General features: G+C 40.7%; 19 protein-coding genes and 1 tRNA gene. 9 read left to right on the top strand and 11 right to left on the bottom strand.

Annotated elements, in window-relative coordinates:
• Positions 1-157: 157 nt before the first annotated feature.
• Both CVS86_RS08740 and CVS86_RS08735 read right to left on the bottom strand, forming a co-directional pair.
• On the bottom strand, positions 158-982 hold the full coding sequence (locus CVS86_RS08740) for an adenylosuccinate lyase (protein WP_107791641.1): 825 nt from the start codon (positions 980-982) through the stop codon (positions 158-160).
• Positions 983-1,032: 50 nt separating this feature from the next.
• Positions 1,033-1,218, bottom strand: a complete 186-nt coding sequence (locus CVS86_RS08735; RefSeq protein ID WP_087581907.1) for a hypothetical protein — start codon at positions 1,216-1,218, stop codon at positions 1,033-1,035.
• A 109-nt stretch (positions 1,219-1,327) separates the two neighbouring features.
• On the opposite strand from CVS86_RS08735, the gene CVS86_RS08730 reads away from it, so the two are divergent.
• A tRNA-Arg gene (locus CVS86_RS08730) sits at positions 1,328-1,404 on the top strand.
• Positions 1,405-1,445: 41 nt separating this feature from the next.
• Here the strand turns inward: CVS86_RS08730 and truA are convergent.
• Genes truA through glmU form a run of 7 tightly spaced genes read right to left on the bottom strand, consistent with a single transcriptional unit; the run spans position 1,446 to position 7,821 of the window.
• A complete protein-coding gene (gene truA / locus CVS86_RS08725) occupies positions 1,446-2,177 on the bottom strand; it encodes a tRNA pseudouridine(38-40) synthase TruA (RefSeq protein WP_107791640.1) in 732 nt (243 codons plus the stop codon).
• Entirely contained in the window at positions 2,177-3,205 is a 1,029-nt protein-coding gene (locus CVS86_RS08720; RefSeq protein WP_107791639.1) for an LptF/LptG family permease, read from the bottom strand. Before CVS86_RS08720 ends, truA begins: the two co-directional genes overlap by 1 nt.
• Positions 3,198-3,986 (bottom strand): prepilin peptidase, encoded by a 789-nt coding sequence (locus tag CVS86_RS08715; RefSeq protein ID WP_107791638.1) that lies wholly within the window; start codon positions 3,984-3,986, stop codon positions 3,198-3,200. The genes CVS86_RS08720 and CVS86_RS08715 overlap by 8 nt, the downstream gene beginning before the upstream one ends.
• A 7-nt stretch (positions 3,987-3,993) precedes the next feature.
• A complete protein-coding gene (gene uppS, locus CVS86_RS08710; RefSeq protein ID WP_103615247.1) occupies positions 3,994-4,665 on the bottom strand; it encodes a polyprenyl diphosphate synthase in 672 nt (223 codons plus the stop codon).
• Positions 4,666-4,668: 3 nt separating this feature from the next.
• Entirely contained in the window at positions 4,669-5,355 is a 687-nt protein-coding gene (locus CVS86_RS08705; RefSeq protein ID WP_107791637.1) for a hypothetical protein, read from the bottom strand.
• Complete coding sequence (gene coaBC / locus CVS86_RS08700) at positions 5,352-6,524, bottom strand: bifunctional phosphopantothenoylcysteine decarboxylase/phosphopantothenate--cysteine ligase CoaBC (RefSeq protein ID WP_107791636.1); 1,173 nt, start codon at positions 6,522-6,524, stop codon at positions 5,352-5,354. The genes CVS86_RS08705 and coaBC overlap by 4 nt, the downstream gene beginning before the upstream one ends.
• Positions 6,511-7,821, bottom strand: coding sequence for a bifunctional UDP-N-acetylglucosamine diphosphorylase/glucosamine-1-phosphate N-acetyltransferase GlmU (gene glmU / locus CVS86_RS08695; protein ID WP_103615244.1), 1,311 nt, complete (start codon positions 7,819-7,821; stop codon positions 6,511-6,513). Before glmU ends, coaBC begins: the two co-directional genes overlap by 14 nt.
• 136 nt (positions 7,822-7,957) lie before the next feature.
• Here glmU and CVS86_RS08690 point away from each other — a divergent pair, with 136 nt between their 5' ends.
• The 8 genes from CVS86_RS08690 to CVS86_RS08655 are packed head-to-tail and all read left to right on the top strand — an operon-like array spanning position 7,958 to position 17,358.
• Entirely contained in the window at positions 7,958-8,725 is a 768-nt protein-coding gene (locus CVS86_RS08690) for a motility protein A (RefSeq protein WP_004318159.1), read from the top strand.
• On the top strand, positions 8,725-9,504 hold the full coding sequence (locus tag CVS86_RS08685) for a flagellar motor protein MotB (RefSeq protein ID WP_009293623.1): 780 nt from the start codon (positions 8,725-8,727) through the stop codon (positions 9,502-9,504). Before CVS86_RS08690 ends, CVS86_RS08685 begins: the two co-directional genes overlap by 1 nt.
• A gap of 11 nt (positions 9,505-9,515) precedes the next feature.
• On the top strand, positions 9,516-10,238 hold the full coding sequence (gene fliP / locus CVS86_RS08680) for a flagellar type III secretion system pore protein FliP (RefSeq protein ID WP_196779718.1): 723 nt from the start codon (positions 9,516-9,518) through the stop codon (positions 10,236-10,238).
• Positions 10,238-11,503, top strand: coding sequence for a TolC family protein (locus tag CVS86_RS08675; RefSeq protein WP_107791635.1), 1,266 nt, complete (start codon positions 10,238-10,240; stop codon positions 11,501-11,503). The genes fliP and CVS86_RS08675 overlap by 1 nt, the downstream gene beginning before the upstream one ends.
• Positions 11,500-12,243 (top strand): efflux RND transporter periplasmic adaptor subunit, encoded by a 744-nt coding sequence (locus CVS86_RS08670; protein WP_107791634.1) that lies wholly within the window; start codon positions 11,500-11,502, stop codon positions 12,241-12,243. The genes CVS86_RS08675 and CVS86_RS08670 overlap by 4 nt, the downstream gene beginning before the upstream one ends.
• Positions 12,240-15,266: an efflux RND transporter permease subunit gene (locus tag CVS86_RS08665; protein ID WP_107791633.1), complete on the top strand. Its 3,027-nt coding sequence runs from the start codon at positions 12,240-12,242 to the stop codon at positions 15,264-15,266. The genes CVS86_RS08670 and CVS86_RS08665 overlap by 4 nt, the downstream gene beginning before the upstream one ends.
• Positions 15,263-16,498, top strand: a complete 1,236-nt coding sequence (locus CVS86_RS08660) for a TolC family protein (protein WP_107791632.1) — start codon at positions 15,263-15,265, stop codon at positions 16,496-16,498. The genes CVS86_RS08665 and CVS86_RS08660 overlap by 4 nt, the downstream gene beginning before the upstream one ends.
• The gene (locus CVS86_RS08655) at positions 16,495-17,358 is read left to right on the top strand and encodes an EamA family transporter (RefSeq protein WP_107791631.1); all 864 of its coding nucleotides are present in this window, start codon (positions 16,495-16,497) and stop codon (positions 17,356-17,358) included. Before CVS86_RS08660 ends, CVS86_RS08655 begins: the two co-directional genes overlap by 4 nt.
• Before the next feature lie 29 nt (positions 17,359-17,387).
• Here CVS86_RS08655 and CVS86_RS08650 read toward each other — a convergent pair whose 3' ends face one another.
• Both CVS86_RS08650 and CVS86_RS08645 read right to left on the bottom strand, forming a co-directional pair.
• Complete coding sequence (locus tag CVS86_RS08650; RefSeq protein ID WP_107791630.1) at positions 17,388-17,744, bottom strand: hypothetical protein; 357 nt, start codon at positions 17,742-17,744, stop codon at positions 17,388-17,390.
• A 51-nt stretch (positions 17,745-17,795) separates the two neighbouring features.
• Complete coding sequence (locus CVS86_RS08645) at positions 17,796-19,043, bottom strand: ComEC/Rec2 family competence protein (protein WP_107791629.1); 1,248 nt, start codon at positions 19,041-19,043, stop codon at positions 17,796-17,798.
• Positions 19,044-19,045 lie beyond the last annotated feature (2 nt).

Raw genomic sequence — 19,045 nt, 5'->3', positions numbered from 1 at the left:
GGCCACTTGGCGAGAAATGATTAGATAGCTAGGCCAGATCCTATCCGGCCTAGTTTTTAAAGGGAGAAAGTTTATTAAAATATATAAATTGCTCCAAGAACGATAAATGCTCTTAGGCAAAAACCGCTAAGTAAATTTATATTTTGCGTTGGCTTCTTTAGCCTACCTTTATAAAATTCTCTTGATTTTTAAAGAATGGCTTTAGCCCCTCGTAGGCTGCTTGGATCTTTTTAAATTTAGCGTTATACTCGTTTTTGATGCTTTCGCTCTTGTTTGAGTGCCTGTCTGGGTGGTAAATTTTAGCAAGGGCTAGGTAGCTATCTCTTACAGTTTCGAAGCTGTCTTTATTTGAGCAGCCTAAAATTTCAAAATTTTCTTCTAATAAATTTGCCAAAGCGCTGAAGCGACTTTTAAATTTGGCCGAGTTTTGAACCTTGTAGTTTCTCTTAAACTCTTTAAATTTGATTTCATTGTAGTTAAAATTTACTATAAATTTTAGATGTTCGCGTCTTGAAATGATCTCTTCTATCAAGCCAAAGTCACTTTCTTTTTTTATCTTTAGGCTAAATTTATGATTTTTCTCATCAAATTTAGACTCATTTCCTTTAAAATTTTGCAAAATGTAGCTAGCAAAAGCTCTTGGAGCGTTATTTAGCGTAAAGATCATCTCGTTATTAAAAAAATCGATGTCGATGTTGTAGATGTTTGTCAGAGCGTTTTTTTGCACTAAAGATAGTTTTATGGTTTTGTATTTTGCAAAAGTTACGTCAAGCTCGTTGCCCTGTTTTTCATAGAGTTTTTTTATAAATTTTAAGAAGCATTTTCGCTGTGGGATCTCGCTCTCTTCATAAAAAGAGATGATCTTGTCTTTGTTTGCTAGGGTTTTTGTGAAATTTTTACTTATCAGTGCGCGAAGCTCGCAAAAAAGAGCGTCGCTATCGGTTAAAATGCTTAAAGATTCTAAAGTTTGGGTTATATTCATGGGTTTCTCCATTCAAAATATCCCCATTTAAAGCAACTAGCGTTCCAAAGTCAAATTTTCCTGATATTGCTATCTTTTGTATATGCCAAAAACTCATCTCTTAGCTTTTGTTCTTTGTGTAAGATCGCCTCCTCTTTTGTATGAGAAATGGCCTCTTTTTGAGGCTTTTTCGCCACGCCTTGCTCTTTTGTAAGCTCTTTTTTGATCTCTTTTAGACTATCGAAAAAATCGTTCATTTTTGCTCCTTTTGCTCAAAGGATTCTACTAAAAAGGTTATAAATTTAAAATGAATACAATCTATTTTTAAGGAAAGTTTGGTTAATATCACAACTTAATTTTTCATGTGCGCTCGTAGCTCAGCTGGATAGAGCATTTGATTGCGGTTCAAAAGGTCAGAGATTCGAATTCTCTCGGGCGCACCATCCTTTTCTCCCCAAATTTTATTTTCAGACCACTTTTGAGGTTAGTTAAATTTATAAAAAACTCTATTTAGATATAGCCCTTCAGCAGGTGCCGGTATGCGAGTTAAAGCAGGACGTCCATTTAGTGAAGCTTTGATGAGCTCGCTGCCGTCTTTTTGCTTTAGCGCCTTTAGTAAATTTGCAACCATGAGGCGCACCTGACCGCGTAAAAAACCATTTGCTTTAAAAACGATAATAGTCTGCTCTTTGTATGTGTAGCAAAATGCTTTGTAAATTTCGCGCACTGGGCTTTTTGTATCGCTTCCAGTTTTCATATATGCGCTAAAATCATGCTCGCCGATAAAATTACGCAAAATTTCATTTGCTTTTCTGGTATCAAATTTAGGCAAAAATACCTTGTAATTTGAGCTAAAAACATCAAATTTGCCGTGATCTATCACATATCTATAAGACCTTGCGACCGCGTCAAATCTTGCTTGAAAGCTATCATCCACCAAATTTATGCGTTTTATATGAATGCTTGGGTGTGCGTGGCGGTTTATAAGATCTTGTAAGCGTCTCAAGTCTTTAAAGTGATCGCCGCAAACAACGCTTGAACTTTGGTTATTTGCATGCACGCTTTTATCGGTGCGCGAGCTAGAGATCACTCTTTCAAAAATGCCAACGTGAGCTAGGGCGCGAGCAAGTTCATCCTCTACGCCGTTTTCATGCGGCTGAGTCTGTGAGCCTTGAAATTTCGAGCCATCGTAGCTGTAGATTAGCTGAATTTTCATCAGTATCTTCGTGTGATCTTGGCTTTATAAAGCAAGACGCCAGCTAGCAAAAATACGAAAAATATGAGCGGTATCGCAAGCGCTGGCTTTGACGAAAAGAGCATTATGAGCGTAAAATAGCCAAACAAAACGCCAAAAGTGCCCACATAGACCATGCCCTTTTCGTATCTATATGTGACGATGCCAAGGCTGATCGCAAAGAGCGTGCTAGCAAGCGGGAAGAGAGCCACTAGGACGTAGGTGCTAAGGTCTTTTCGGCGTTTATCGCTGCTAGCTGCATCCATCCAGTACTCTTTGATGCTGCCAACGTCACTTATCTCCTCGCTTTGGGCGGTTCTTATCTTCATTGATTTGAAATTGCTTTGGTGATAAATTTCGTCTCTGATGTCATACATTTTGCCCTCGTTTAAAGAGAGCTCTACGCTTTGGCCCACGTTTATGATCTTTGCGTTTTTGGCGGTTATTAGGCGTTGTGAGTCTTTGACAAATGGGTTAAACATCACGATATCTTTGTAGGTCGTGCCATTGCTATCCTCCACCTCGCTACCCACATAGACCATCCAGTCAGAGAATTTTTGTCCAAACTGGGTTGGCTTTAAATTTAGCTTTGCGACTGTCTTTTTATAGTCGATGAAATTTGCATTTAGCTGGGCGGCTATTGGTATCATGACGATGGCGATAACGAGCAAGGCGGCGCTTAAAATGGCTGAAAATGCTAGGAAAAATCTTGCTATTTTATTTGGCGAGCCACCGAGTGTGAAGATAACGATACTTTCATTCTCTTTTGAGAGCCTAAAAAGCGTCATCGCAAGTGAGACGAAAAACGCGATAGGCACGACAAAGAGCAGCACGCGTGGGAGCATAAATGAGTAGAGTTTGAAGAGCTCACCAAAGCTGATCTCGATGTATGAGGTGATACGCGCGATCTGGATGAAAAAGACGATCGACATGATCAAAAAAAGCGTACTAAATAGCGATGCGAACGTGCCTAAAAAGTTAAACAAAAGATATTTATTTACTCTACTCATAAATGAACCTTAAAATTTCTAAAATTTGCCCGTCAAAAGCGTAGGTGACAAGCAGTCCCAGGCTTAAAAATGGCACAAAGGCTAGCTCATAGCCTTTTTTACGAACGATCGCATAGACTGGAAGCGTAAGAAGTGCAGCTAGATAGATCGCCACAAGGGCTAGCTTGGCTGGTAAAATGGCTCCGATGATCGCTGCGATAAATATGTCAGCACTGCCCATGGCTTCTTTTTTCATCGCATAGCTCACGACAAATCTCAGCGCCCAAAATATAAAGCCAAAAAGAATTAAATTTAAAATTTGAGCAAAATTTCCTTTAAAGATAAAAAGTAGCAGAGCATAGGCAAATGCAAAAAATAGCGCCGCAAAAAGAAGAGGATCTGGCACGGCTTTATACCTTATGTCTATGACACTAAGGGCTAGTAGCATGATAAAGCAAAGCCCTAAAAATAGCGCATAAAGCAGAGTTTCTACGCTTAAAATTTCGCCGCACTCTTTAAAAAAACAGATCAGAAAAAGTAGCCCAGAGGCTAGCTCAACCAGCGGATAGACAAGGCTTATCTTTTGCTTGCAAAAGGCGCATTTGCCGCCTAAAAATAGCCATGAAAAAAGCGGGATATTGTGATAAAAATTTAGCTTGTGAGAGCATTTTGGACAGTGCGAGGCTGGGAAATTTATACTTTCATTTCGTGGCAAGCGGTAGATTAGCACATTTGAAAATGACCCCACGCAGATGCCAAAAACAAAAGCAAAAACGGCAAAAAAGATGACCAAAATATCCATTATCTCACTAAACCCCGCCAAATCTTCGCTCTATATCTTTAAATTTAGCAACGATGCTTGCAAGCTCATCCTTGCCAAAGTCAGGCCAAAGTGTCGGCGTGAAAAATAGTTCCGCATAGCTTGCCTGCCAGAGCATGAAATTTGAAAGCCTGCTCTCGCCACCAGTTCTAATGAGAAGATCCACCGGCTCACTCTCGTCAAGTGCCGCATTTAGGCTCGCTTCATTTATCTCGCAGCCTTTTAAATTTAGTTTTCGCACAGCTCTAATGATCTCATCTTTTGAGCCGTAGTTTATCGCTAAATTTAAAAGCAAATTTGTATTTTCCCTTGTCGCACTTTTGGTGATCTCTATCTCATTTTTTAGCTCGTCACTAAATGGCGAGATATCGCCGATCGTGTTAAATTTGATCCCATTTTTTATAAAATCATTACGCTTTAAAAGAAGAAATTTTTTAAGCAAATTCATCAAAAAATCAACCTCTTTTTGCGGTCTTTTCCAGTTTTCGGTGCTAAATGCGTAAAGGCTTAAAATTTTCACCCCATTATCGATACAAAATTCACACATATCGCTCACCACATTTGCACCGGCCTCATGCCCATTTGTCCGCAAAAATCCACGCTTTTTCGCCCAGCGTCCGTTGCCGTCCATGATGATAGCAAGGTGGTTAAGTTTGTTCAATGTCTAGCCTTTAAAGTCAATTATCTGCTCTTTTTTACTCCAAAGAGCGCTTACGTTTTGCACCAAAACCGCGGCGCTGAATTCGCTTTTTAGCAAGCTTGCGACGTTGCTAAATGGAGTTGCGATCTCATATAAATTTTCATCTTTAAATTTAAAAATAAGCGGCGCAAAATTTGAAAAAACAAGAAAAACTCTCATCTCATTTGCCTCTTTTTTAAGCTGGAAAATGCCGTTTGTACCGCTATACGCAAATGGTATATGCACGACATTTTCTTGCAGAGCAAAGAGCATTTTTGCTAGCACTCTCATCTCGTCTTTTGTTTTAACTTCGCTTAAGTTTTTAAATAAATAGCTGTAAAGCCACGATAAATTTTCGTTTTTTACTAAATTTTCTATCAAATTTAGCCCGTCAGCCAAAACGTCCTCATCTAAAATTTTTGGCTTTTCGTATAAATTTTTTATGACGATGTTTTCGCCCTTACTATGCACCTCGCCCCAGTATCTTGAGCCCACGTTTAGCTCTTTTGCGCTTTTTGTGTTTAAATTTCTATTTGCAAAATTTAAGATGTATCTGTTAAAGCCGACTTTTTGGCTCACCAAAATGCTAAGTGGCAAGGACGAATTTATCGCTACTAGCGGGGCTTGGCTGTTATTTGCTATCTTTTGGACGCGCGAGATCTGCTCTATCATAAATTTGCTGCTAGCTCCACGATACGCCCTGCGATCTCGTCTTTTGAGGCAAGCGGCAATAAAATCTCACTATTTTTTGTAATGAAATTTACCTCGTTTTGCTCGCTTGCAAAGCCATTTTTCTCGCCCAAGATATTTAGGCAAACTGCATCAAGTGCTTTTAGATCAAGCATCGATCTAGCGCTTTTTAGAGCGCTTTCGCTTGAGATTTCAAGCTTAAAGCCGATCTTTTTACATTTAAACTCTTTTAAGCTTTGCAAAATATCGACATTTTTCTTTAGGTTTAAATTTAAAGTTTCTCCAACGTCCTCTTTTTTTATCTTGCCGTGGGTCTTTGTTGGCACAAAATCGCTCACTGCAGCGCACATTACAAGTAAATTTGCACCCTCGCATTCACTCTTGCAAAGCTCTAAAAGCTCGCTACTTGAGCTAAATTTAAGGCACTTAAATGGCTCGTTTGCGGTTTCAAAACTAGCAAGCAGTTTTACCTCCGCACCTGCGTAGTAAAAGGCTCTAGCCAAGGCTCTTGCCATCTTGCCGCTTGAGAAATTTGTAATGGCTCTAACATCATCTATCTTTTCGGTTGTCGCGCCGCCAGTGATTACCACTTTTTTGCCTGCAAAAAGTGGCTTGCTAAGCTTTTTAATGGCAGCTTCTACTATCACTTCAGGGCTTGCTAAAGCACCCTTGCCAACGTCGCCGCAAGCTAGAGTTTTAAGCACTGGCTCAACCACTAAAGCGCCGTTTTTCCTTAAAATTTCAAGTGAATTTTGCGTCGCAAAATGCTCGATCATATTGTTATTTGCAGCTGGGGCAACGACTAAAGGCACGTGCGAGGCGGCGATTAGCGTTTGCATAAAGACATTGTCACAGATGCCAGCTGTTAGCTTATTTATCGTATTTACCGAGGCGGGTGCGATGAGGACTAGATCCATTTTGGAGTAGGCTATGTGATTTACGCCATCTTGCCAGTTTTGCGTTTGTGAGCTTAAAATTTTATGCTCGCTTAGCGCCTCAAAGCCACTTACACTGCAAAATTCAAGCGCTCCGTCACTTAAAGCCACATAAACATCAGCGCCTTGCTTTTTAAGCAGCGATAAAATTTCGAATGCCTTATAAAAGGCGATACTGCCGCAAACGGCAAGTAAAATTTTCTTATTTTTTAACATCGTCTTTGCCAAAGAATTTCTCAAAAAAGCCGCTTTTGTTCTCTTGGCGACCTCTGCTGATGGCTAATGCACCGCTCTCAACGTCTTTTGTGATGGTGCTTCCAGCTGCGATGATGACGTTATCAGCGATATTTACAGGGGCAACTAGCTGTGTATCTGAGCCAACAAAGACGTTTTTGCCGATCTTTGTTTTATATTTTGCCTTACCGTCGTAGTTGCATGTGATCGTGCCACAACCGATGTTTGTGCCACTTTCTATCTCGCAGTCGCCAAGATAGCTTAGATGTCCTGCTTTTACGCCATTTAAGACGCCTTTTTTAACCTCGACGAAATTTCCTATGTGTGTGTCAGAAATTTCAGAATTTGGCCTTATATGGGCTAGTGGGCCGATGTCTGAGTTTTTGATAACGCTACTTTCGATCACCGATGAGCTTTTGATGATACTTTCTGTTATAACGCACTCACCAAGGATGCTTACGTTTTCTTCTAGCACGCACTCGCCTTCAAATTTAGCCCTGCTATCTATGAAAATGCTCTCAGGCATGCGCATCAAAACGCCAGCTTTCATCAAATTTTGTTTGATCTCATCTTGCATTATTTTTTCTGCGATGCTAAGCTGAAATTTATCATTTATGCCCATGAAATTTTGCTCATTTACATTTACTGCGACGCACTTTAGTCCCTTTTCGTTTGCTATTTTTATGGCGTCAGTTAAGTAGTACTCTTTTTGTGCGTTTTGGTTGCTTATGAGCGGTAAAATTTGCTCTAGCGCCTCGCGTTTAAAGCAGTAGCAGCCAGCATTTACGCTCTTTATGGCAAGTTGCGCTTCACTAGCATCTTTTTGCTCGACGATGGCCTCAACTTTGCCGTTTTTTATGATAACTCTGCCGTAGCCAAAAGGATTTGCCGCTTCAAATGAGCTCATAACCACGTCTGCTTCGGCATTTGCTAGACGCATAAGATCAGTTGATCTAACAAGTGGCATATCGCCACAAGTGACAAGCACCTTTTCACCGCTTAAATTTACGCCTTTTATCGCACCAGCAGTGCCTGGGAAATTTGCTAGATCTTGCTCAAAAATTTTAGTTTGAGGGAAAATTTCTTTTATCTTTTTGCTAATTAACTCTTTTTCGTAGTGAAGCACGACGCTAACGTCATTTGTGATCGCATAAGCTTGCTTTAAGATGTGAATGATCATTGGCTCGCCACATAGCTCAAATAAGACTTTTGGGCGTTTTGATTTCATCCTGGTACCAAGACCAGCAGCTAGGATTATGATTGAAGTATTATTGTTCATTTTTAAGCCTTTTAACGTTAAAAATTTCGCAGATTGTAGCAAAAAATGGCAAACATTTTTTTTAATTTAACGATTGTTTCAACAAAAAGCTAATAAAATAGCAATTCTTAAGAATTTATAAATAAAGCGAGTTTAAATGGATTTAGGAACCGTCGTCGGCTGGGTTTTGACCCTGGTGCTTTTGTTTGGATCAATGGCGATAGGCGTTGGTATAGGACCATACATCGACATCCCTTCTGTGATGATCGTTTTTGGTGGTACTATCGGCGTTATGATGGTTGGCTTCAAGATGGAGACGCTTAAAGGTGTTGGTAAATTTTATGGTGTCGCTGTTAAGCCATCAGTCGTTGTAAATTTACCTGAGACTATAAAAAAAGTAGTTGATTACTCAACCAAAGCTAGGCGAGATGGCATCTTAGCACTTGAGAGCGAAGTAAATAATGAATCAAATCAGTTTTTAAAAAAAGGTCTTTCGATGGCGGTCGATGGCAATGAGCCAGATGCGATCAGAGCGCTTTTGGAGATCGATATCGATCAGACTAGCACAAGGCATGCAAATAACATCAAAATTTTCGAGCAAGTCGGTGGTTTTGCTGGTGCGATGGGTATGATCGGTACGCTTATCGGTCTTGTTGCGATGCTTCTTAACATGTCAGATCCTAGTGCGATCGGTCCATCTATGGCGGTTGCCTTGCTTACGACACTTTATGGTGCGATGATAGGTAACATCATCGGCTCACCTGTTGCAAATATCCTCTCGATCCGCGATGCTGATGAGGCGCTTGAGAAGCAAGTCATTTTAGAGGGTATCATGGCGATACAAGCAGGGGATAACCCAAGAACGCTTGAAGCTAAGCTTTTAGCATTTTTACCTCCAAAAGATAGAAAAAGTCAGTTTGAATAATGGGTAAATTAATAAAACCAGAAGAGTGCCCAAAGTGTATGCCTGAGTGGCTGGCTGCCTTTGGTGACCTTATGTCACTCCTACTTTGCTTCTTCGTTTTGCTCCTTTCTATGGCGACGATGGATGCTAAAAAGATGGAGGCTGCTGTTGGCTCACTAGCTGGTGCGCTAAGCGTGCTAGAGGGTGGTGCAAGACCAGATAGTCAGGTAGAAAAAGAGACAGATCCTGAAAGCAGACGCACTCCAAAGCCAAAAGCTCAAAAAGGCGCTCAAAACGAGGTCACTTCGACTGTTAAAAAGATAAATGAGCTACTAACGGCTAGCGGAGCACCTGAGATCACGATGGAGGAGAGCGAGGATGGCTTTATCGTTAGACTTCCAGCTGCGATGCTCTTTGACAAAGATAGCGCTGAAATTTCTGGCGAGGATGCGAAGCTCTTTTTAAAGCGAATAGGCATGATCATAGCCAAAATGCCAAATGAGGTAAAAACAGATATCATCGGATACACTGATAATACAAATCCAAGCAAAGACTCTATATATAAAAACAACTGGCAGCTCTCTACCGCAAGGGCGCTAAGCGTGCTTGAAGAGCTAGTTAGTGACGGCGTACCACAAGAGAGGCTTATCACTTCTGGCAGGGCATCTTTTGATCCGATCGCTAGCAATAGCACAGAGGAGGGCAGAGCCAAAAACAATAGAGTGGAAATTCACTTCGTTTCGCTCGAGCCAAAAAATAAAGAGGCTACTAAGAAAAGTATCCTTGATACGAGGAATTAGTCGTGAAAGCACTGCTTAGTTTAGCGGTTTTGTTTTGTGTAGTTTTTGGCGCTGATCCTGCGCTGCCAACTATAAATTTAAGCCTAAATTCACCGCAAAATGCCGAGCAGCTTGTAAATTCACTAAATGTTTTACTAATCCTCACCGCATTAGCACTCGCTCCCTCGCTCATCTTTATGATGACGAGCTTTTTGCGCCTTGTCATTGTATTTTCATTTTTGCGTCAAGCGATGGGTACGCAACAAGTGCCGCCTTCAACGGTGCTCATCTCGCTTGCGATGGTGCTTACATTTTTTATCATGGAGCCAGTCGGGCAAAGAAGCTATGATGAGGGCATAAAGCCTTATATAGCCGAGCAGATAGGCTATGAGGAGATGCTTGATAAGAGCTTAAAGCCCTTTAAAGAATTTATGGTAAAAAACACTAGAGAAAAAGATCTTGCGCTATTTTTTAGGATAAGAAATTTGCAAAATCCAGCAAATATCGAGGATATCCCGCTAAGCATCGCGATGTCAGCCTTTATGATAAGCGAGCTAAAGACATCTTTTGAGATAGCATTTTTGCTCTACCTGCCATTTTTGGTGATCGACATGGTCGTAAGCTCCGTTTTGATGGCGATGGGTATGATGATGCTACCTCCTGTCATGATCTCGCTGCCATTTAAACTACTCATCTTCGTGCTAGTTGATGGCTGGAATTTGCTAATAGGAAATTTAGTAAAGAGCTTTCACTGATGAAAAAAATTTTATTAGCACTTTTGCCTTTGGCGCTATTTGGATCAAATTTGAGCGAGATAGCGAACAAGGCCACTCAAAACGAAATTTCAAAGATCAAAGAGCTTGAGTTAAAAAGAGCAAATTTGAATAGTGAGGCTACCACTAGCGCCTACTTGCCAAGCCTTAGCCTAGAGGGCTCATACGGCAAAAACGCAAGTACCTTCCCAAGCATAGTCGCCAAAGAGTCAGCTGGCGTGCTGGCAAGGATTGATTTTTTACTATATGATGGTGGAGCTAGAGAGGCTAGGCTAAAGATGAGTCAGCTTTTAAAAAACAAAGCCGCTATCGCAAGCGATGAAGCCAAAAACTACCTTGCGTTTAAGGCTGTAAATTTATACTTTAACGCCTGCGCACTTGAAAATATAATAGCAGCCAAAAAGGCTCAGGCAAATTTCTTAAAAGGTGTTTTAGACAAGCTTGAAAAGGCGAACATTGCAGGTCTTGCCCCAAAAGATGAGCTAGAAAATGTGCGGGCAAAATACCACTTGGCAAACAGCACGCAGCTTGAGTATAAAAACAAAATGGAGCAAATTTTAAATGAGATAAATTTGCTAACAGGCGAGCAAATTTCGCCACTTAGCGGGGCAAAAATGGCTGAGACTGGCTCAAATTTAGCTTCAAAAAATGCCGAGCTTGACAGGCTAAATCAAGATATTTTTATAAGTGAAGCTAAGCTTAGCGAGACAAGAGCTGGCTTTTTACCCCAAATCATGCTCTATGACACCTATGGATTTTACAAAAACAACTACGACATCGACCTTGGCAAGTATAACGCTTATCGCCCATATCTTGATAAATATCTAAAAGAGGATACGCACGGCAATAAATTTGGCGTTAGCTTTAGGTGGAAAATTTTTGACTTTTTTGCCACTAGCAAGATGAGTCAAGCTAGCAAGATCGCGCTTGATGAAGCGAGGCTAAATTTAGAGTATAAAAAGCGCGAAAACGAGACAAAACTTAAAAATTTACAAAACGAGATCACAACTCTTAGCTCAAAGATCGCCTCGCTAAATGAGTATGTAAAGGCGAGCGAGCTTGCGCTTAGAGCGAGCTTTGAGAAGTATAACTCTGGGCTTTTAGGATATAGCGACCTGCTTGAGGCGCTCTCACAAAAATTTGATGCCATTAGCCTTTTTGAAGGGGCGAAAGATGAGCTGGAGATCAAAAAAGCGGAGTATTTTTTTGAGAGCGGGGAGAGCATTTTAGAGAGGATTAGGGATTGAAAAAACTTATAATTTTAATGATATTTTGCATTTTTTCATTTGCAGGGGAGGAAATTTTTGCTGATTTTGAAGTCTATGCCAAGCAAAGCTCAAAGCTTGCATTTGAGAGCAGCGGCAAGGTGGATAAAATTTTTGTAGATGTCTCAAGTCACGTTAAAAAAGGTGACGTGCTAGCTAGCCTTGATCAAACAAGCCTTGAGATCGCTCTAAAAAAGGCAAAAAACGACCTAGCGCTTGCCAAAAATGCCAAAGAATTTGCTAAAAGCACCTTTAATAAATTTAGCCAAGTAAAGGACGTCACTTCAAAGCAAGAATTTGATGAGGTAAAGTATAAATTTGACGAGGCAGCTCTTAGGGTGCAAGCGGCTGAGATCGCCATTTTAAACGCAGATGATCATCTTAAAAAGGCCGTTTTAAAAGCTCAGTTTGATGGTGTAATAGCTAGTAAAAATGTCGAGCTTGGCGAGAGCGCTTCGCCACTTCAGCCAGCCTTTGTCTTAAACTCCGAGGAGGCTAAAATTTTAATAGCGATTGACGAAAAATACGCAAATTTAGTAAAAGTTGGCGACATTTTTAAATTTAAGCTTGACGCAACAAACGAGGAAAAAGAGGTTAAAATCGCGCTAATTTACCCAGAAATAAAAAGAGAGACTAGGAAATTTTACGCCGAAGCTTACGATGTGGGGCTAAAGCCAGGCATGTTTGGTCAAGGAAAAGTGATAATCGGCGAAAATAAATGATAAAAACAGCCATAAACCGCCCCATAACTACGCTTATGATATTTTTAAGTCTCGTTGTCTTTGGCATCTACTCGCTAAAGACGATGAACGTAAATTTATACCCGCAAGTAAATATCCCAATCGTTAAGATCACGACCTACGCAAACGGCGACATGAACTACATCAAGACAAAGATCACGCAAAAGATCGAGGACGAGGTCTCAAGCATCGAGGGGATAAAAAAGCTTTACTCAACTAGCTTTGACAACCTAAGCGTGGTAAGCATCGAATTTGAGCTAAACAAAGACCTGGAGAGCGCTACAAACGACGTCCGCGACAAGATGCAAAAGGCAAGGTTAAACGCAAACTACGAGATAGAAAAGCTAAATGGCCTCTCTTCAGCCGTCTTTAGCCTCTTTATTACAAGGCTCGATGGTAATGAAACTAAGCTAATGCAAGAGATCGATGACGTGGCAAAGCCATTTTTAGAGCGCATTAGCGGCGTTTCAAAGGTCAAGACAAATGGCTTTTTAGAGCCAGCGGTGAAAATTTTACTAGATAGATTTAAGCTTGATAAAAACGCTCTTAGCGCAAATGAAGTGGCAAATTTGATAAAGGTTGAAAATTTAAAAGCACCACTTGGCAAGATAGAAAATGAAAAAATCCAAATGGCTATCAAGTCAAATTTTAGCGCCAAAAGCATAGATGAGATAAGAAATTTAACGATCAAACAAGGGGTCTTTTTAAAAGATATCGCAAGCGTTGATCTTGCTTATAAAGACGCAAACGAAGCAGCGATAATGGATAAAAAAAGTGGCGTCTTGCTTGGTCTTGAGCTAGCTCCAGACGCAAACGCCTTAACCGTGATCGCCCTAGCTAAAGTAAAGCTAGAGCAGTTTAAAAGCCTGCTTGGTAATGAATACGACGTAAAAATAGCCTACGATAAGAGCGAAGTGATACAAAAGCACATCGATCAAACCGCCTTTGATATGATCCTTGGCGTCTTGCTAACCATCGTGATCGTCTATCTTTTTTTAAGAAATTTCTCGATCACTATCATCTCAGTCGTAGCGATACCAACTAGCATCGTGGCGACATTTTTCATCATAAATGCCCTAGGCTACGACATCAACCGCCTAAGCCTCATAGCGCTCACACTTGGCATCGGAATTTTCATCGACGATGCGATCGTCGTCACTGAAAACATCGCAAGCCGGCTAAAAGATGAGCCAAATGCCCTAAAAGCAAGCTTTGCAGGCATAAAAGAGATAGCATTTAGCGTCTTTGCGATCTCGCTCGTGCTGCTTTGCGTTTTTGTGCCAATAGCCTTTATGAGTGGCATCGTTGGCAAGTACTTTAACTCCTTTGCGATGAGCGTGGCAGCTGGCATCGTCATCTCGTTTTTTGTGAGTATATTTCTTGTGCCAACGCTTAGTGCCAGGTTTGTAGATGCTAAGGAGAGCAAATTTTATATAAAGAGTGAGCCATTTTTTGAAGCGCTTGAAAATTTCTATGAGAAAATTTTGACTTTAGCGCTTAAATTTAAGCTCATATTTTTAGCCATAACGCTTGTGGTCGTTGTTTGCTCGTTTGGACTGGCTAAATTTGTAGGTGGCGACTTCATGCCAAGCGAGGATAACTCGGAGTTTAACATCTACTTTAAGCTTGATCCTTCACTTAGCCTACAAGCTAGCAAAGAGAGGCTAAAAGATAAAATTTCACTCATAAATGCCGATCCTCAGGTAGCTTACGCCTACTTCATCCTTGGCTACACAGACGCCAAGCAGCCTTATCTTGTAAAAGCTTACGTTAGGCTAAAGGAGCTAAAAGATAGAGCTAATCACGAGCGGCAAAACGCCATCATGCAGAGGTTTCGCGACAAGCTAAAAAGTGACGATATGAGCGTCATTGTGGCTGATCTTCCGGTTGTTGAAGGTGGCGATGTGCAGCCAGTTAAGCTTACTATCACATCTGAAAATGGCAAAGATCTAGAGAAATTTGTGCCAAAGATCAGCAAGATGCTAAAAGAGATAAATGACGCAACGGATGTAAATTCGCCTGAAGAAGATCTGCTAAAGCGTGTGCAAATTTCTATAGATGAAGATAAGGCAAAAAGGCTAAATTTAGATAAAGCCAGCATTGCAAGCGCTGTTTATAGTGCATTTAGCCAGAACGAGGTCTCTGTTTTTGAAAACGAAAATGGCAAAGAGTATGAGCTTTACATGCGTCTTGATGATAAATTTAGAAGCGATACAGATGATATCTTAAAGACCAAGATAAGAAGCAATGAGGGCTTTTTTGTAACACTTGGCGATGTGGCGACGATTAGTTTTGAGCAAAAGCCAGCTAGCATTTCAAGGTTTAATAGAGCCGATGAGATCAAATTTCTAGCAAATACAAAAAACAACGCTCCTCTAAATAGCGTGGCAAATGAAATTTCAAAGAAGCTTGATGAAATTTTGCCAGCAAATTTCAAGTATAAATTTCTTGGTTTTGTCGAGCTGATGGACGATACGAACGCTTCTTTTATCTTTACAGTGAGCGCTAGTGCGGTGCTTATTTACATGGTGCTTGCTGCGCTTTATGAGAGCTTTTTGCTGCCATTTCTCATCATGCTAGCCATGCCACTTGCCTTTTGTGGCGTGGTGATCGGACTTTTTATAAGCGGCAATCCATTTAGCCTATTTGTCATGGTTGGCGTCATCTTGCTCTTTGGCATGGTCGGTAAAAACGCCATTTTGGTGGTTGATTTTGCAAATCACTTTGCAAATAACGGCATAGAGGCAAATGAAGCTGTGAAAGTGGCTGCTAAAAAGCGCTTAAGGGCTGTTTTGATGACCACTTTTGCGATGATATTTGCCATGCTACCTCTTGCGCTTGGCAGGGGTGCTGGCTTTGAAGCCAACTCGCCTATGGCTATAAGCATCATCTTTGGGCTCATTAGCTCGACCTTGCTTAGTCTGCTTGTCGTGCCAGTGCTATTTGCTTGGGTCTATAATCTTGATAAATTTATAAGAAAATTTTATGAAAGGGAGAGAATTTGAAGAAGATTTTGGCGGTTTTGCTCTTTGCTTTGCCTCTTTGGGCTGGAAATTTACTAGAGATCATCGCTCTGGCGCAAAGTGCGAAGCTTGAGAGTTTGAAAGAATTTAATAAAAATGAATATATAAATAAAAATAAGAGCAACAAGCTAAATTTATCCCTTGATGGCAGATATACCTTTGTGCCTGACGAGCTAAAGGGCGGATATATGACAAAGGCTGGATCGATCACGGCAAAGGTCGAGTATCTCATCTTTGACGGCGGTGCGAGTGAGGCTTCGGATAAAATTTTAGACCACAAGGGCGTGGAAAAAATTTACAAAGATGAAGAGCTGATGAATCTCACTGCTTTTCAGGTCGCAAAGGTCTATTTCAACGCTGTTGCACTAAATTCGCTGATAAATTTAGAGACAAAATTTGTTGATAGCTTTGCAAAGGCTGCGGCTGAAAATGAGTTTTGGTTTGAGTATGGCGAGATCGATAAGAGCGAATTTGATGCGATAAATTTCACCTTAAATAAAAAAAGAGCCGAGCTTGACGAGCTTGGACTTAAGCTAGCGGAGTTAAACTCTAGGATAAATTTACTCTCAAATGGCGAGATCGGCTTTAATGCTGGCTCAAAGATAGTGATGCCTGATTTTAGCAAGGATGATCTAAGCGCCAAACTTGGGGCTATGGAGCAAGAAAAATATATAAAAGAGCAAGAAAATGAGAAGCAAAAGAGCAAATTTGCTCCAAAAATTTACTTAAAAGATACGCAAAGTGTGAATAATAACAGCTTTAAAAAAGGTGAGAGGACGACTTCGCAGATGGCTGAGGCATACGCTGATGCGAACAAGCCTAGAGTGGAGTTTGAGTGGAAGCTGCCAGATAGCCTAAGCCTTAGCAAGCAAAGCCAAACTAAGCGCATAGAGGAGCAAAGGGCCGCGCTTGATCTAAGCGACGAAGAAAACAGGATAATAGCTAGGCTAAAGGATCTAAGAGGCGTGATAGAGGGCTTAAGTGCTAGGCTAAATTTAGACTCGCTAAAGCAAGATAGCCTTGATAGCGACTTTAATGACCTGCTAAATGGCTATCTTAGCGGCAAGGTAAAATTTGAGCAGTTTTTGTTTGTGAGCGAGAAAAATTTTAGCGACAGGGCAAATTTCATCCTAAATGGCGATTTGCTCGAGCTAAATAAGCTTGAATACTTTTTTGAATGCGCAAGAAATATAAATGAGGTAGTGATAGAATGAATAAACTGATCTTCGTGACCATTTTGTGGGCGTTTAGCTTTAGCTTGATAGGCGAGTTTTTAGCGGGAAAGGTCGATAGTTATCTGGCTGTTTTTGTGCGCGTGACGCTTGCAAGCCTAGTTTTTTTGCCATTTACGAAATTTCGCGGCGTCAGCCCCAAGCTCGCCCTTGGCATAATGGCGATCGGAGCGGTGCAAATAGGGCTAATGTATCTTTGCTACTACAACTCGTTTTTGTATCTAAGCGTGCCAGAAGTCGCACTTTTTACCATTTTTACGCCGTTTTACGTCACATTGATCTACGATGCGTTTAGCTTTAAATTTAGACCGCTTTATCTCTTTAGCGTTGGCGTTGCGGTCTTTGGCGCGCTTATCATCAAGTATGGCGCGATAAACGAAGGGGCGATAAAGGGCTTTTTGCTGGTGCAAGGGGCAAATATCTGCTTTGGAGCAGGGCAGAGTGCGTATAAGGCGCTTTTGGAGAGATATGACGTGGATCAAAAAAAGGTCTTTGGCTACTTTCACTTTGGAGCGTTTTTTGTGGCAGTGATCGCGCTCGTAACACTTGGCAATCCAGCTAAATTTCACGTTGATCTAACCCAAACTTTGGTGCTTTTGTGGCTTGGAGCGGTCGCTAGCGGGGTTGGCTATTTTATGTGGAACAAAGGCGCTTGCGAGGTCGATAGCGGCGTGCTTGCCATCATGAACAACGCCCTCATACCAGCTGCTATCATTGTAAATTTAGTCTTTTGGCAAAAGGACACTAATCTAACAAGGCTTATTTTAGGCGCTGTGATAATGTATATCTCGCTACTAATTCACAATAGAGTGATGAAATTTTACGTTGTAAAGACCGCGTGAGGTTAAATTTAGGGTTAAATTTGAGCTATTTAAGCGCCTTGCATCTTTACAAGCTGGGCGTTTAACTGCATTATCTGAGCAAAGATGGCCCCTTTTTTGGTCTGAAGAGAAGCGACCAACTCTTTTGCGTATGGATTTTTGCTAGCACTTGCCTGTTTTATCGCAGCTTCAATCTCTTTTAGCTGTTTTTGCAATTTTTCTAACTGCTTTTTTATGACATCGGCGCTACTCTCGCTCTGGTTATTTGTCTCGCTAACTAAATTTGAAGCGTCGTGTAAAATTTCACTCTTATCTAGTTTTGGCAAATTTTTGCTTTTTAAATTTTCATCGCCAGTAGCTGTAGAGCCGTTTTTATTTAAATTTATAAAATTTGAGTTTATCTGCATCGCCTCGCCTTTAAATTTAAAAGCATATCGGCAAATTTAAATAAATTTTGACTACGAAAAATTTAGCAAAAAGAGCAAAAACGATGCCACGCCAAATAGTGGTGGCAAAAATGCTGCTGGCTTAAATTTAACGCATAAAAGCGTGATGGCGTTATAAAGTAAAAAGACAGATGTGCTTATGTGAAGACTACCAGAGCTTAGTCTAAAAGCTAGCATCTTGCTTAAAATTTCATCAAAAATGCCGCCATATCCAAAGAGATGAAGTAAAAAGCTTAGTGGATAAAATACGCCAAATAGGTAGTTGATAGCTAGCACGCTAAGCTGTAAGAGGCTAATGAGCGGGAAGAAATAGAGCACCGCAACCTCCATTGCAAAAAAGACATATAAATTTAAGAGTAGCGAGTTTGCTAGCAGGTTAAATTTAGGCGCAAAATAGAAAAGATAGACGAAGATATAAAAGACGCCAAGGTATGAAAAATAAAAGCCAACGCTAAAAAGAAGCTGCGGAAATAGGGCGACGCTAAATAAAATAACGCCAAAGAGCGTGTAGAAATTTAAGATCTTTATCTTTTTGCAGATCATATAAAAGCCAGCCACGCTCATCAAAAATGCCCGCAAAAAGCTTGCTATAAAGCCGATCATGTAAAAGTAAAAGCAAAGCACCAAAAATACGGTGATCGTAAAGTCAAAAATGTATGAGCGGTAAGGCAGATATCTCGCATAAATGGGCTTAAAAACGAGCTTTAAAAGAAAAAAGCAAACTGCACTTATGACGCCAAGATGATAGCCGCTAATGGCGATGAGGTGCGCCACGCCCCAGTTTGAGACGTCATCTCTTAGCTCGCCAAAGACATTTGTGCCAAGGAAAAGCGCTGAGAAGAGCTGCGAAATTTTGGCGTTTTCGTGCTGCGCGGAGATGAAATTTATGGCTCTTTGCCTTAGGCTCTCGTCTTTTTTGATAACGGCTCTATCGTAGCTTGGCATGTAAAATGTGCCAGAAAGATAGTTTTTAAAACTAACGTCTATTGGCTGAACGCTAAGTGCCACGACGTCATAAAGACTGATCTTATCTTTTTTAGAAGCGGTTGTGTAAAAGCTAAAATTTGAAGTGTCGATCCTGATGATCTGGCGCTTTTTGCCGTTTTTCTCTTTGGTGAAATTTACGCTTACTTTGCCAACGATGTCTTGCTCGCCAAGCTCCATAAATGCGTTATATTCATGAAATTTAAGCGCTAAATTTAGACAAAAAAGCAAAAGGCAAAGCAGGAGAAAATAAAATATACGCCTGCTTTTTGGCAAAT

Origin of the sequence: Campylobacter concisus, assembly GCF_003048605.1 — a bacterium.
GTDB lineage: Bacteria > Campylobacterota > Campylobacteria > Campylobacterales > Campylobacteraceae > Campylobacter_A > Campylobacter_A concisus_BM.
Note: the sequence above shows the minus strand (reverse complement) of the source record. Positions and strands in the feature narration are given on the sequence as shown.

What these genes read in the sequence shown, in the direction of transcription:
- CVS86_RS08740 (WP_107791641.1), bottom strand. Translation starts at nt 982, where the DNA reads ATGAATATAACCCAAACTTTAGAATCTTTAAGCATTTTAACCGATAGC.
- CVS86_RS08735 (WP_087581907.1), bottom strand. Translation starts at nt 1,218, where the DNA reads ATGAACGATTTTTTCGATAGTCTAAAAGAGATCAAAAAAGAGCTTACA.
- truA (WP_107791640.1), bottom strand. Translation starts at nt 2,177, where the DNA reads ATGAAAATTCAGCTAATCTACAGCTACGATGGCTCGAAATTTCAAGGC.
- CVS86_RS08720 (WP_107791639.1), bottom strand. Translation starts at nt 3,205, where the DNA reads ATGAGTAGAGTAAATAAATATCTTTTGTTTAACTTTTTAGGCACGTTC.
- CVS86_RS08715 (WP_107791638.1), bottom strand. Translation starts at nt 3,986, where the DNA reads ATGGATATTTTGGTCATCTTTTTTGCCGTTTTTGCTTTTGTTTTTGGC.
- CVS86_RS08705 (WP_107791637.1), bottom strand. Translation starts at nt 5,355, where the DNA reads ATGATAGAGCAGATCTCGCGCGTCCAAAAGATAGCAAATAACAGCCAA.
- coaBC (WP_107791636.1), bottom strand. Translation starts at nt 6,524, where the DNA reads ATGTTAAAAAATAAGAAAATTTTACTTGCCGTTTGCGGCAGTATCGCC.
- glmU (WP_103615244.1), bottom strand. Translation starts at nt 7,821, where the DNA reads ATGAACAATAATACTTCAATCATAATCCTAGCTGCTGGTCTTGGTACC.
- CVS86_RS08690 (WP_004318159.1), top strand. Translation starts at nt 7,958, where the DNA reads ATGGATTTAGGAACCGTCGTCGGCTGGGTTTTGACCCTGGTGCTTTTG.
- CVS86_RS08685 (WP_009293623.1), top strand. Translation starts at nt 8,725, where the DNA reads ATGGGTAAATTAATAAAACCAGAAGAGTGCCCAAAGTGTATGCCTGAG.
- CVS86_RS08675 (WP_107791635.1), top strand. Translation starts at nt 10,238, where the DNA reads ATGAAAAAAATTTTATTAGCACTTTTGCCTTTGGCGCTATTTGGATCA.
- CVS86_RS08665 (WP_107791633.1), top strand. Translation starts at nt 12,240, where the DNA reads ATGATAAAAACAGCCATAAACCGCCCCATAACTACGCTTATGATATTT.
- CVS86_RS08655 (WP_107791631.1), top strand. Translation starts at nt 16,495, where the DNA reads ATGAATAAACTGATCTTCGTGACCATTTTGTGGGCGTTTAGCTTTAGC.
- CVS86_RS08650 (WP_107791630.1), bottom strand. Translation starts at nt 17,744, where the DNA reads ATGCAGATAAACTCAAATTTTATAAATTTAAATAAAAACGGCTCTACA.